The organism is Gemmatimonas aurantiaca T-27, from assembly GCF_000010305.1.
Classification (GTDB): Bacteria; Gemmatimonadota; Gemmatimonadetes; order Gemmatimonadales; family Gemmatimonadaceae; genus Gemmatimonas; species Gemmatimonas aurantiaca.
In genome coordinates, this window is sequence record NC_012489.1 from 3,099,037 (window position 1) to 3,112,426 (window position 13,390).

The following is a 13,390-nucleotide window of genomic DNA, read 5'->3' on the forward strand; positions in this document are numbered from 1 at the left end:
CCACACATGTCATCACTTTCCCGACTTTCGCTGCTGGTGATGGTGGCCGGCGTGTCCGGATGCGTCGCCCCGTCCATGCCCGCTCCACTGGTGCGCCCCCCCGCGCCCGCATCTTTTGGCGGCCCGACCGACAGCGCCCACCGCGCAGACACCACCAGCACGGCGACCGTGAACTGGCGGACATTCTTCGAAGATTCCACGCTCCGGGCGCTGATCGAGACGGCCGTCGCGAACAACCCGGAGATGCTGTCGACGTTGCAGGAGGTCGAGATGGCGCGCAACGAGGTGCGCGCCATCCGCGGGCGGCTCGCGCCCCAGGTCCGTGCCGGGGCGACGCTGGGCATGGACAAGAGTGCGCGCTACACGGCAGAGGGGGCTGGCAATGCCTCCACCGACATCACCGAAGGCAAGGAAGTCCCGGAGCCATTGGGAGACATCGGGCTGGGATTCACCGCATCATGGGAAGCCGATATCCGCGGACGCATCCGGAGCCAAAAGGGCGCCGCGCTCACGCGATACCTGGGCACCGTCGAAGGCAGCCGTTATGTGATGACCAGTCTGGTCGCGGAGATCGCCAACACGTATTACGAGCTCACCGCGCTCGATGCCAAGCTGGTCATCGTGCAACAGGCGATTGATCTGCAGCGCAACGCGCTCGATGTGGTGCGCGCACAGCGGGAAGCAGCGGCCGTGAGCGAACTGGCGGTGCAACAATTCCAGGCCTTACTGCTCAATTCTCAGAGCCTCGAGTTCGAACTGCGCCAACAGATTCGCGAAGCTGAGAATCGGCTGAACCTGATGGCGGGCCGGTATCCGCAGGTGGTGGCGCGGTCGACATCGTTGGGTCCGTCCACGCTCCGATCGTTGGACGCCGGCCTTCCGGCCCAGTTGATCCAGAATCGGCCGGATATCCGGGCGGCCGAGTTCCAACTGCAGGCGGCGCGCTTCGATGTGAAGGCGGCGCGAGCGGAGTTCTTTCCGGAACTCAACCTGTCGGCCGGACTGGGCCTTCGGGCCTTCTCGTCCAAGTACCTGTTCACGACACCGGAGTCGATGGCGTGGTCGGTGGCGGGCGACGCGATGGCGCCGCTGCTCAACCGCACCGCGATCAAGGCGGAGTTCGCGCGGGCGAGCGCGGCGCAGCAGAAGGCGCTGTATGACTACCGCCGGGTGGTGCTGGGCGGGGTGACAGAGGTGTCCACCCTCGTCTCGGCCATCGACAATCTGCAGCGCATGTACACGTTCAAGGCCGGACAATCCGAGGCCATGGATCGCGCCATCGAGATCTCGGGCGACCTGTTCAACGCCGCCCGGGCCAACTACCTGGAGGTGCTCACGGCGCAACGGGAAGCGCTCGACGTGAAGCTCGAGCTGGTGGAGATGCGGCTGCATCAGCAGGAGGCCACCACCAGTCTGTACAGGGCGCTTGGCGGAGGGTGGCGGTAACTTCGCGCTCTGGCGCTGCGCCCGGTATCAGAGAATTCGCTAGATGAGGCTATCAGCATAGGCCCCCGTCAACCGATCCAAAAACTCGGCAGAGACAGGTTCCGGGTAGAATGACGGCGCCAGCAGATCTGCAACGTCACTAGCTGACACCCACTCAAAGCCATCGACCTGCCTCTCAGCGACTGACACCAACTGCGTACGTGGCGCACCAAGAACCGCAAGCTCCTGGTCCTGGTCAATCCACAGCCCCCATTTCTCCGACGATCCCGTGAAAGCCACGGTACGCGCATCGATGTACAGAAGACCATCGCCGTTGCTCCGTCTTTCGTCCAGCCAGTTGATGTAAAGTTCTCGAGTCGCCTCCGGCCTGAGACTCATCGCTGGAAAGACTGAGGCATACTCTTTCGTCGAAAGGTGATGGACGACAACTGCGAATATGGAATCGTCTTTGAAATGCTGAGCGCATGCCTTCAAGACCTCCCATCCTCCAAGGGCTGTCAGAAGGGCGGAGTCGGTGAACGCAAACGCCAATTCATCCGCTCTCTTGAATACTTGCTGAGGGAGTCTGGCGGTAGACTCGAAACGATTCTCAACTGCTTGCTCTGGTCTGGTCATGGTCTTCCCCGTCTGATCTTGCCACGCAGCTCTCCGCACTCGTACACGCCTGCGGTCCACCCACTGTTGGAGCGCTCGGGCCCACGCACCACGTAGCGTTGATCACCCTTGGTGTATCTTACAATGCCGTCTGCATGGCTCCACCGCTCGAAGCCAGATTCAATCAAACCTTCACCGAATCTCGCGGCATCTACGTTCGTCGCTCTGTTCCAGACTCTTGCGTTGCGTTTGGTGACATCAACATGGGTTGACGCTGCTCCAACAGCTTCTCGCGCGAACTTGCCCGACCCAGCGAGCGTTCCCATGAATGTGACGGCCGCGCGCCAACGCCTATCGACTCGCCCGTCAGCAGGTCTTTGCCAGCAAGGGCGCTCAGAACATCATATGCGTCTCCGGCGATTGGTACGAAGCCAAACCCAACAGCCATCGCAGTGGAGCACGGCCTACCGGCCAAGACATGCGGACACAACCCAAACGGATCCGAAAAATTCGCTGGATTGCTCCCCGCAAACCCGTACAGATTCAGCCCGCCGCTCAACCCGATCGGACCTTCCCGCGTGAACCGCCCCGCCCGCGTGTGTGAGCACTCTACCTTCCCGTCGTCACACGCCGCCGCGCCCATCTGGCCAAGCGCACTCCATATCAGCGACACCGTCTTCGGGGGAGGACCACATGCGCCGCGGTGGTGAATTCGAATCCCCCCTGAGTTGGTCATGGATGCCGCCGTGGCAACCCCGAGAGTTCAGTTCGCAGCCATGCTTCTATTTCCTCGATTGCAGCATTCGGAGCTCCGTTGTTCTCAACAAAAAACTCAAAAATGTCAGCGATGTCGCGGCCTCGGTAGAAGACTACTTCTAACTCTGACCGCCGACTGCCAACTGATGGATCCAACACCCGAATGCCAAGAAAGTCAGCTCGGAGTTCGAGACCGTTGAGTAGTGACCGATGCTCCTCAAGCAATCGGAGAGTGAGACTGGCCACCTGCTGCTCGAAGTCGTTCAAGTCAGAATGTATCATGGTCTATCAGGAAATTGTCTCCACGACATGGGCAATTCGCGCACGGTACCGTATTTGCCAAGGTGGCTCTGATGTTGATGAATGATGCTTCCGGCAGGGTCGACGACGCGATGCGTTTTGGAGAGTTCGCCTAGCGGCATCCATCTCAATCAAGTGAGCTGACGAAGCACCTTCCGTTTTGCCTAGTGAATTTCGGACGATCACGTGAAACGAATTGCCACTTGATTTTGCAATTGCCCGTTCTGCTGAAGAAAGGAACTTTCCCGCCGCTCAGCCCGATCGGATCTTCCTTCGTGAACCGCCCCGCCCCCGGATCGTAATACCGGTTCTGCCGATAGTGCGTGCCCGTCGCCGTCTGTTTATCCGTCAGCAGCGTGCCGCTGAACGCGCTCGGTAGGAACTTCGGGCGCTCGTACATGAACCACAGATTCGGCAACCCCAACTGCAGGTTCGCGGTGCGCCCGTTCTGTGTGTGTGAGCACTCTGCCTTCCCGTCGGCACACGCCGCCGCGCCCATCTTGCCCAGCGCGCTCCACATCAGCGACACCGTCTTCTGCGGGAAGACCACGCGCGTGGTGTCGGTGAAGAGATCCACGTACCCATACCGTGTCAGCGCCACCGGCTGGTCCAGGGTCAACCCATAGGTGTACACGATCCGCCCGAAGAACGGGTTGGGATCCTGATTGTTCAGCACCCGCGGATAGCGGGGCTCGAAGACGTCATTGTCCAGAACACTGTCTGGCTCGGCGGGGCGTGTGGGCACCTTCACCGGGAGCTGGATCTCGATCAACTCCCGTTCGCCATCCCACACCGTGCGCTGCAACGTGCTCATGTCGCAGTTGAGCCGATCGCGCCCGTTGTCGTTGGGCAGGTTGCACTCCCGATCCGCCCGCACCGACACCCGCCGGCCCAGCGCATCGTAGCGGTACGTCTCGAACACCCGCCGTCGATCGTCGTCGAGCGTGGTGGCGCGCCAGCGATAGTCGGCCGCGGCGAGGGTGCCATCGGCGGCGTAGTACGACAACCGCCGCTCGCGGAAACGGCTCTCGTCCGTGCTCCCTTCCGCGCGTCGATACCATTGGGTATTGCCCGCCGCGTCATACGTGTATGTGCGTTCACCGCCCACACCACCCACCTGCCGCGTGATCCGGCCGACATTCGGCTGATACTGAGCTCGATAGCCAAACGTCTGGTCGGCTCTGTTCACCCCGCTATTGAGGCCACCGCCCACTCGGGTCGTCTTGGAGGTCGTGGTGGAATCGGACAACATGTTGCCCAAGGCGTCGTACGTCAGCCACTCATTGCTGCCGGCCCGGACACTGCCCGCCGTAATGAAGCCCTGCTGACTGATGCTGCTGCTGGCCAGATGCCCCATGCCCGTGTAGGTGAAACGCGCCGTATCCCGGAAGCCGGCTGCGTCATAGTGCCATCGCCGGAATCCACGAGCGTCGAAGGCAGAGCGTGCCGACCGCACCGGTGACACTGGCAGCCGCCCACCCGCCGTGCTCGTATTCGTGATGATGTCCAGACTGTCGTATCCCGCCGCGCTGTATGTCCACAGTTGTTTGTAGCCATTGGGATAGTCCAGTTCTGCCGGGTCGCCACGTTCATTGTTGGTATAGGTGAACACATGACCAAGCGGCTCGACGATCGCCATCACGTCGTCGAGATACGGGTGCCAGACCGCGAGCACACTGTCTTGTCCCACTGCTGTCAGTTGTTGCGGCCACTTCACCACTTTGCGCCGACTGTTCATGTCGTACTGGTACGTCAACAGATAGTCGTGTTTGGTGAAATCGGTCGAGGCGTCATTGGCACCCCGCAGTCGCTGCCGTTCCGACGCCAGAAGCCCGTTGGGGAGATAGGTGCGCGTGATCTGCGCATGGCGATTGTTCGCCGTGAGCATCCGCATGGCGCTGTCATAGGTGAAGCGCTGGGTGTCAGGCAGAATCAGATAGTCACTCCCGCTATTGGGCTTCCACGGGAAGGGCAACGTATCGATCAGCGCGTCGCTGGTTGAGGTGTATCGCACCGCCGAGAGGCGCCGGGTCAGCAATTCTCCCGCCAATCCGTACGTCATGGCCAGCGTGTCGTTCTTGCGTGTCACCACCCGCTCCGCGTTGCCCGCCGGATCGTAGACGGTGTGCTCCATGAAGCCATCGGGCGCGGTTTCTGTGATGCGCCGTCCAGCGCTGTCGTACTGCCACTGCGTCGTGATGGCCCCGATGCCGGAGTCCGGCAGCGACGACTGCCGTTGCAACCACACCAGGCGCCCCTCGCGGTCGTAGCGACTCCTTGTGGTCAACGACTGCGTTCCGGCGCCAAGTGGTGCGGAAATCGTCACCACCGAATCCCGATCCATGCGATCGAACAGCGTTGCGGTGCACTGCTGCGGCGGCGTCACGCCGATACTGGTATCCACACACACCCGCGCGACGCGACCGATGGCGTCATGCGTCGTATGCGTGGCCGCGTGGATGGTGGTGGTACCGCCGATACGGGATGCCGTGCGCGCGTCGGACACGTTCCCCAATGCGTCGTATTGCAGCGAATCAAAATCCGTCCGCCCGGCGAGAACGGTCGGATGCACGACTGCGACCAGCAGATTGGCCGCCGAGGTGCCCGCCGCGCCGTAACTGAACGTCATGCGTCCGGCCGCACCGCGGGCATCCTGGCGGCTGAGCACATTGCCGCGACTGTCGTAGGTGAACTCCACCCAACCACCCATCGGCATGTACATCGTGGTCACCCCATCCGGCCACTGCGCACTACCGTACACGTAGCCGTAAGACGGCGATACCGTGCTGCCGAACACATTGAGATCGACGCGCTGCACCACATTCCCACGATCGTTGTAGCTGTACTGCTGGGTGAACCCCATTGGATCCACCGATTCGGTCACGCGGCCCGGGAACCGCGTATCGTTTCGGCGAAACGTGGACGTACTACCGCGCGGATCACGGATCCGGTTCACGGCCCCATACCGATTCACCGCGATATTCCAGGTGTCGGCCACCGCACGGGGACCATCGATACGCGTGCGGGCATTCACCGTGTCCGGTGGTGTGGACGCTCCACACGCGCCACTCATCATCACGCCACGTGACTCGGCGGCACACATGGCCCAGGTGATCGGACTCGTCGAACCCGCCCCGGCATAGACCGCGGTTGCCGCGAGACGGCCCGTCCCATCGTGAGTAAACGTGCGCTCACGATTGTGTTTGTCCCGTCGCGACATCATGACATTCGTCACGGTGGGACTGTGCGCGAAGGTGGTGACGAAGCCATCCGGGTCGGTCAGGGTGATGAGGCGCCCGGAGGTCATGCTGGCAGTGACATTGCGCGGTGCGCCTGCCACCGCCGGCGCGGTGACCTGCGCAAGTTTCTGATTGCCGTCGTAGGCGAACATGTATGTCAGCCCCCCACGAGGGAGCGTGACACTCGTCAGCCGCCCACTGGTCCGGGCAAATGTGGTGGTGTCGCCCAGCCGATTGATGGTGGCGATGTGTTCACCCGTGTTGTCGAACACGACCCGGGCGCCATTCTCTATCGTGCGAATGTACGTGTAGCTGAACGCTGGACTCCTGATGGAGTCGGGACGGGTGATGGTGTCCGTGACCCAGTCGAGGAAGGAAATCGTGCCAACCACCACCCTGCCCCGAATTCGGAGGTGCTGCGATTGACAATGACCAACGTGTCGATGGACTGTGTCTGAACCACCGTCCCATTCACCGTGGCAGACAACGACAGCGTGTACGGATACACGCCCGTGGGATAGGTGATGCCGTCGAAGGTGAGTGCGACGCGACGGGTACTGCCACCTGGAAGCTGGGTGCCGGTGTAGGTCTGCGTGGCGACGGTGGTCGGCGTGCCGTTGACGACGAGATGCAGTGTTGCGGTGGCCGCCGAGACCGTGCCTGATGGCATCGTGACATTCGCGCGCACCACGGGATACGGGTGCGCATGCTGGGCGTGATACACGAGCATCGGCGCTTGAGCCTTCCCCCGCACTCGTGTTGCCGGGAGCGCATGCGTGACGCGCAGATCGCCACAGGAGGATGCGACCGCTCCGTCGAACGCGAAGGTGAAGCACTGATCCCGCGCGATGGACGCTCCCGGATTGACCGACCGGGTGTCGATGGTGAGGGACTGGATGCGGCGAGTCGAGGGGAGGCCCGACTTCCATGGATGCCACGCGACCGCTGGGAGCGCTGAAGCCAGGGCCACGGCGCCAATGCTGGTGAGGACTACAAGGCGAGAAATCATGCCAGTCTCCTCCATTGATGAACGGTGATTATTATTATTCCAACAGTGCGTTGACGAATCCCATTGGAGCAAACACAGCCGAAGACCCTGGAGTGCTCCCGGTCACATTTGGGTTCGTGAACCCTCTGTCACCTCCGCCCCCGGCACCATGAACCGAACACTTCCCGCAGTGTGACTCCGGCCTCTGGCCATGCGTCTTTCCGCGGGCTACCTTTTCAGCCTCAAGTCAGTCACCGGCGTCACCCCTCAACCCGGCCTCGCGCTCCTTAACTGCCTCGTGCTTCTTCGCTCCCGCCCCCTCTACATCGCCCTGACCGTGGCCCTCGTGGCCGGCGCGTCGCCGATGCAGTCGCAGGAGTTGAATGGCACCGCAGGAGCCGCCAAGACTGAACCGACACTCGAGTCGCGCAAGCCGTTCGCGGCCTTCAGTGCCTCCGCGGAACGCCTCCGCGAGAGCATCGTCGAGAAGGCCCGCGGATCGGTGGGCACCAAGTACAAGCTGGGCGCCTCCAAGCCGGGAGTCGGGTTCGACTGCAGTGGGCTCGTCCGCTATGTCATGGGCGCTCTGGATATGGTCCTCCCGCGCACGGCGCAGAGCCAGTCCAAAGTCGGCACCGAAGTCCCGAAGGATGTGGCCGCCCTGCAGCCCGGTGACGTACTCACCTTCGGCCGTGGCAAGCGGATCTCGCATGTCGGCATCTACGTGGGCGACGGCAAGATGATCCACGCCTCCACGTCCAAGCGCCGCGTCATCGAGACCAGCCTTGATCGGCGCTCCTCCCTGATCCGTCAGTGGCAGGGTGTCCGTCGTTACGTCGATGGATCCACCAAGGCGTTCAGCGATTCCATCCTCGCCTTCGCCGACTCGATCAAGTAGCAGGCGGCCCAAGCGCCCCCCAAATGCCAACGCGGCGCGAGAAGACTCGCGCCGCGTTTTTCATAGCCCGACAATGCCCCCGCGTCGTCAGATCCGGCCGCAGCGTGAGTGACGCCAACAGCAGACACAGGTGAGACGGTGTGCACTGTGACGGACCGCACATCGCCTGCGAAGCACTTGCCGCAGGCTCGCCAGGACCTTGCGAGCACCGTATGCTCAACGGGTTCCCCTTCAGGAGACCCCCATGCTGCTCCGCCCCCCTCGCAGCGCATTCTCCCCCCGCGCGCTGCTCCTCGCTCTGCTGACACCGACCTTCGTGTGGTCGTCTTCAGCGAGTGGCCAGTCTGCGACACCTCCCAAAGACCGGCTGACGATCGCCGACTATTTCAACTGGGAAGACGTCGCGGCCCCTGCCCTCTCCCCCGATGGCAAACAGATTCTCTACACACGCACGTGGACCGATCAACTGAACGATCGACGTGAGTCATCGGTGTGGATCATGAACGCCGATGGCACCAAGAACCGGTTCCTGGTGAAGGGATCGAACGCCAAGTGGAGCCCGGAAGGCAGCCGCATCGCGTTCATCGCCAATGGTGAACCCAGTGGCCAGCAGATCTGGGTGCGCTACATGGATGCCGAAGGCGCCACCACGCAGATCACACGCCTCACGGAGTCCCCCGGCGATGTGGAATGGAGCCCCGACGGGACCACGCTGGCGTTTGGCATGCTGGTTCGTCAAAACGACGAATGGCGCATCGCGATGCCGGCGGCGCCAAAGGGCGCGAAGTGGACTGAACCACCGCGTGTGGTCAGCAAGGTGAAGTACCGTGCCGACCGACAGGGCTTCCTCGAGAACGGTCTGCGTCAGCTCTTTACCGTGCCCGCTGATGGCGGCACGCCGCGCCAGATCACCACCGGCGACTGGGCTTCCAACGGCACCACCTGGATGCCCGATGGCAAGGCACTGCTCTTCACGTCCTTGCGCACAGAGGACAGTGAGTACGCTTGGCGTGAAAGCGACATCTACAAGGTGGATATCGCCAGCGGCGACATCACCGCACTCACGAAGCGCAAAGGCCCCGACAACAATCCGGTGCCGAGCCCTGATGGCAAGTACATCGCCTACACCGGCTACGACAGCACGGACGCCACGTGGAAGGATGCGGCCATGTACATCATGGACGCCAACGGTGGCAACGTGCGGGTGCTCACGGAGAAACTCGATCGTTCGCCCAGCGGCATGATGTGGTCGCCCGATGGCCTTGGCGTGTACTTCAACGTGGAGAACGAAGGCTCACGCAACCTCTATCACGTTTCTCTCAAGGGTGACGTGCGGCAGGTGACCAAGGGAGCGCAAACACTCACCGTGAGCGACATCGGCAAGTCGTTCCTGGCCGTGGGTGTGAACAGCACCTCGATGAAGCCCACCGATATCGTGGCCTTCGATGTGCGCACCCCGGTGCTGAAGCAACTCACCGATGTGAACGCCGATGTGCTGGCGGGCAAGAAGCTCGCCACCACCGAAGAAGTGTGGTACACGTCGGTCGACGGCATGCGTATCCAGGGCTGGATCGTGAAGCCGGCCGACTTCGATCCGTCGAAGAAGTACCCGCTCATGCTCGAAATTCACGGTGGGCCGCACAGCATGTACAACGTGGCCTTCAACTTTTCGCGCCAGGATCATGTGGCGCATGGCTACGTGCTGCTCTACACGAACCCACGCGGCTCCACGGGCTACGGCAGCGCGTTCGGCAATGCCATCAAGAACGCCTACCCGGGCAAGGACTATGATGACCTGATGGCCGGCGTGGACACGGTCATTGGTCGCGGCTACGTCGACACCAACCGCCTGTATGTGTTCGGCTGCTCGGGCGGCGGGGTACTGACCAGTTGGATCGTGGGCCACACCGATCGGTTCTCGGCGGCGAGTGCCAATTGCCCGGTGACCAACTGGATCAGCTTCGTCGGAACGACCGACGGGTCGAACTGGTACTACAACTTTGCCAAGTACCCCTGGGACGATCCCAGCGAGCACCTGCGGCGGTCGCCGCTCATGTACGTGGGCAACGTGAAGACCCCCACCATGCTCATGACGGGTGTCAACGACCTCCGCACGCCGATGGCGCAGACCGAGGAGTACTACGAGGCGCTGAAGATCCGCAAAGTCCCCACGGCCATGGTGCGGTTCAACAACGAGTGGCACGGCACGAGCTCGACACCCTCCAACTTCCTGCGCACCCAGCTCTATCTGCGCAGTTGGTTCGACAAGTACCAACGGCCCCCCTCGGCCGCCAAGGTGACGCAGGAGTAGTAGACGCAGGTCGTGCGGCAGGTCACCAAAGGCCGATCGGAATGTGATCCACGATACTTTCACCGGACGCCTGAGACCGGTACGTTCCTGCCGCACATTCCTGTTTCCACTTACCCGCGATTCCATGTCCCGCCTTCAGATCCGCCATAGCGCCGCAGCTGCCTCCCTGCTGCTGGCCGCGTTCGCGGTCTCCGCCTGCACGGACACGGCCTCCCGTGCCCGCGCAGATTCTCTCGCCGCGGCGCTCGCCTCGGCCAGCGCCGAGCGCGATTCCCTGCAGGGGCTCGCGCAGGGCGCCAGCGCAGACAAGGACCGCGCGCTTGCCCAGGTCGTCGAGGCCTCTCGTTTCGCCGATCAGGTAGACGCGGAACTCCGCCAGGTCCGTGGCCTGTCCTCCAAGGTCGGCGTCAACACCAGCGACGAATCGGGCAAGACCGAAGCCGCCGCGGCCCAAAAGGACATCCTCGACCGGCTGAAGCAGATGCGCCAGCGCCTCTCGGCTCGCCAGGCCGAAGTGGCCAAGCAGCTCGCTGAGCTCAAGCGCATGCAGGCCGATTCGTCCGCTGCCGCCACGTTGCTCGGCGATCTGAATGCCCGCCTGTCGCAGCGTGACAAGGAGATCTCGGTCTTCCAGGACGAGATCCGGCAATTGCGCACCGCCAATGAGACGCTCGTTGCCGAAAAGTCGGTCCTGACCGACACGGTCAAGGCAATGGACGTGCGTGAGAACCGCGTGTTCTACACGATCGGCTCACGCCGGCAGCTCCTGGCCGATGGGGTGGCGATCGAAGAGGGCGGCTCGCGTGGCCTGCTCATCGTCAAGCTGGGCAAGACGTTGGTGCCGGCCCGTACGCTCGACGAAACGCGCTTCACCCGGGCGGATCGTCGCGATGTGCTCACCATCCCACTGCCCCGCAGCGACCGGGCGTATCGCATCGTGTCGCGGCACGACGCGGAGTTGATCGAAGTGGCCAAGAAGGAAAAGGACGGTTCCTTCCGCGGTGAAAGCATCCGCGTGACCGATCCGGCGAAGTTCTGGGGCGTGTCGCGCTACCTGATCATCGCCGAGAAGTAAGACCTCATCGGCTCGGCAAACAAACGCGGCGCGCATCGTGATGATGCGCGCCGCGTTTGTTTGTGTGATGCACGGACTATGTCAGACGTGTGGCAACTCACGATCGCCGATGTCTCCACCTTCCCGGTGCCACAGCAACTCTTCGGCGCTCATCGGGCGAATGGCCAGATCCACGGCCAGCCAGGTGGTCTTGGAGAAGGGGTAACACAACACGCAGCCGGCCAGCATCAGGAAGCCCGTCACGTACGTGATGACATCCCAGGGTGGATTCGGCCAGGTGGCGATGACGAACGTGCCCACGCAAAACGCGAGGATCAGTTCGACCGCAATGAGGTTGAAGAGGTACGCGCCAACAAAGTAGTCCCCTTCCCCCCGCTCGAGCCGCAACCCACACGTGGGACAATTGGGCTTGAGGGCGAAGAAGCTCTTGAAAATGCCACCGCCGCCGCAATGCGGGCAGCGCAGCCGGACAGCACGGGTAATGAGCTGCCAGGTGGTCGCACGGGTCGTAGTTGGGCTCATCGTTCTGGAAGTGTGCCGAGGAACTCGGCGAGATACTTGCCCCAGATGCGCGGCTGCGAATGCGTACCGTGTCCACGCGTTTCCGGGGTGATGGGCAGCAGGATGAACCGGGTCCCCGGCATCTGCGCCGCGAATTTCTCGGCCATGCCCAGCTCAGGCGGGTTCACCTGATCATCGGCCGAGTTGATGAACAACGCCGGTGCCTTGATCTCTCCGAGACGGGCCGACGGGTCGTAGTCGCGCGACGCATCGAACTGGTAGAGAAAATCATTGGCATCGGTGGTACGCATCCGTGCATCGAGGTACGCGCGGATGACCGAGTCGGCCTTCTCGCGTGTGGGCGCCTGTGCCTGCTGCACGAGTGGCGCGCTCGACATCATGTACAGCAGCATCTGCGCCGACTTGAGGCCGGGCGGCTGCATCTTGTATTCCCCGCCGAGCCACGCCGGATCGTCCCGGATGGCGTCCATGGCCATTGTGCGGATCATGCGATTGCGACCGGCGATCTGCGCGGGCACACAGGCGAGCGGGGCCAGCCCGTCCATGAAGGCCGGGTAGGTATATCCCCATACCCAGGCATGCATGCAGCCCATGGAGGTGCCCATGATCAGGCGCAGGTGGTTCACCCCGAGGTGTTCCGTCAGCAGCCGATACTGGGCCGTCACCATGTCCGCATAGCCGTACTTGGGGAACCGGGCGTGCGGGCCGTCGCTGGGTTTGGAGGACCCGCCATGGCCGATGCCATCCGGCAGGATCACGTAGTAGCGGCTGCTGTCGAGCAACTGGCCAGGGCCGAACAGCTCCCCGGCATAGGTGGGGCTCAGGAATGACCGCCCGCTGCCTCCAGTCCCGTGCAGAATCATGACCGCATTCCGCACGATTCCGCGCGTATCCTTTCGGGGGGTGCCCAGGGTCGTGTAGTGAATGCGCAGCTCAGGGAGCGAGCGGCCGTCCACGAACGTGACATTGCGGAGCACGGCATCCCCCTGCTTGCCGGCCTGCGCCCACCCGGCGCCGGAACCGGCCGGCGGCTGCGCATTGGCAAGGGTCGGTCCGACCAACAGGAGGGAGAGCGCACACCGCACTCCCTTGACGCCCCGGACATTTGTCCAGAACGAGCGAGACAGGAAGCGCGTCAGAATGTTCATATATGCAACATACGCAGGTTCTCTGGAAAAACAGCTAAGCGAACTCTACAGTACTGATATGGCGAATTCCGACCCCGAGGTGTGCTTGCCTTCAGCAGTGAGATTGATAGGTT

General features: G+C 62.6%; 10 protein-coding genes. 4 read left to right on the forward strand and 6 right to left on the reverse strand.

Annotated elements, in window-relative coordinates; genetic code table 11:
• Positions 1-6: 6 nt before the first annotated feature.
• Positions 7-1,446 carry a TolC family protein gene (locus GAU_RS13570; protein ID WP_015894452.1) on the forward strand — a complete coding sequence of 480 codons (1,440 nt, stop codon included), beginning with the start codon at positions 7-9 and terminating at the stop codon, positions 1,444-1,446.
• A gap of 39 nt (positions 1,447-1,485) precedes the next feature.
• On the opposite strand, the gene GAU_RS13575 is transcribed toward GAU_RS13570, so the two are convergent.
• The 4 genes from GAU_RS13575 to GAU_RS13585 form a co-directional block, all read right to left on the reverse strand.
• On the reverse strand, positions 1,486-2,061 hold the full coding sequence (locus tag GAU_RS13575; protein ID WP_041265534.1) for a hypothetical protein: 576 nt from the start codon (positions 2,059-2,061) through the stop codon (positions 1,486-1,488).
• A gap of 190 nt (positions 2,062-2,251) precedes the next feature.
• The gene (locus tag GAU_RS22990; protein WP_015894453.1) at positions 2,252-2,776 is read right to left on the reverse strand and encodes an RHS repeat protein; all 525 of its coding nucleotides are present in this window, start codon (positions 2,774-2,776) and stop codon (positions 2,252-2,254) included.
• Between the two features lie 447 nt (positions 2,777-3,223).
• Positions 3,224-6,607, reverse strand: a complete 3,384-nt coding sequence (locus GAU_RS13580; protein ID WP_015894454.1) for an RHS repeat protein — start codon at positions 6,605-6,607, stop codon at positions 3,224-3,226.
• Positions 6,608-6,624: 17 nt separating this feature from the next.
• A complete protein-coding gene (locus GAU_RS13585; protein ID WP_156799034.1) occupies positions 6,625-7,344 on the reverse strand; it encodes a hypothetical protein in 720 nt (239 codons plus the stop codon).
• Between the two features lie 277 nt (positions 7,345-7,621).
• Between GAU_RS13585 and GAU_RS21055 the strand changes: the two genes are divergently transcribed.
• The 3 genes from GAU_RS21055 to GAU_RS13600 all read left to right on the forward strand — a co-directional run bounded on the left by GAU_RS21055 (position 7,622) and on the right by GAU_RS13600 (position 11,607).
• Positions 7,622-8,221, forward strand: coding sequence for a C40 family peptidase (locus GAU_RS21055; protein WP_169307687.1), 600 nt, complete (start codon positions 7,622-7,624; stop codon positions 8,219-8,221).
• 244 nt (positions 8,222-8,465) lie between these two features.
• Positions 8,466-10,532 (forward strand): S9 family peptidase, encoded by a 2,067-nt coding sequence (locus GAU_RS13595; RefSeq protein WP_015894457.1) that lies wholly within the window; start codon positions 8,466-8,468, stop codon positions 10,530-10,532.
• 124 nt (positions 10,533-10,656) lie between these two features.
• Positions 10,657-11,607, forward strand: a complete 951-nt coding sequence (locus GAU_RS13600; RefSeq protein ID WP_015894458.1) for a hypothetical protein — start codon at positions 10,657-10,659, stop codon at positions 11,605-11,607.
• Positions 11,608-11,688: 81 nt separating this feature from the next.
• Here GAU_RS13600 and GAU_RS13605 read toward each other — a convergent pair whose 3' ends face one another.
• Together GAU_RS13605 and GAU_RS13610 are read right to left on the reverse strand one after the other, a co-directional pair.
• Positions 11,689-12,129: a DUF983 domain-containing protein gene (locus GAU_RS13605; RefSeq protein WP_015894459.1), complete on the reverse strand. Its 441-nt coding sequence runs from the start codon at positions 12,127-12,129 to the stop codon at positions 11,689-11,691.
• The gene (locus GAU_RS13610; protein WP_015894460.1) at positions 12,126-13,214 is read right to left on the reverse strand and encodes an alpha/beta fold hydrolase; all 1,089 of its coding nucleotides are present in this window, start codon (positions 13,212-13,214) and stop codon (positions 12,126-12,128) included. The genes GAU_RS13605 and GAU_RS13610 overlap by 4 nt, the downstream gene beginning before the upstream one ends.
• Positions 13,215-13,390 lie beyond the last annotated feature (176 nt).

Bases quoted from the DNA above. Each gene is read 5' to 3' on its own strand.
- GAU_RS13570 (WP_015894452.1), top strand. From the start codon at position 7: ATGTCATCACTTTCCCGACTTTCGCTGCTGGTGATGGTGGCCGGCGTG.
- GAU_RS13575 (WP_041265534.1), bottom strand. From the start codon at position 2,061: ATGACCAGACCAGAGCAAGCAGTTGAGAATCGTTTCGAGTCTACCGCC.
- GAU_RS22990 (WP_015894453.1), bottom strand. From the start codon at position 2,776: ATGACCAACTCAGGGGGGATTCGAATTCACCACCGCGGCGCATGTGGT.
- GAU_RS13585 (WP_156799034.1), bottom strand. From the start codon at position 7,344: ATGATTTCTCGCCTTGTAGTCCTCACCAGCATTGGCGCCGTGGCCCTG.
- GAU_RS13595 (WP_015894457.1), top strand. From the start codon at position 8,466: ATGCTGCTCCGCCCCCCTCGCAGCGCATTCTCCCCCCGCGCGCTGCTC.
- GAU_RS13600 (WP_015894458.1), top strand. From the start codon at position 10,657: ATGTCCCGCCTTCAGATCCGCCATAGCGCCGCAGCTGCCTCCCTGCTG.
- GAU_RS13605 (WP_015894459.1), bottom strand. From the start codon at position 12,129: ATGAGCCCAACTACGACCCGTGCGACCACCTGGCAGCTCATTACCCGT.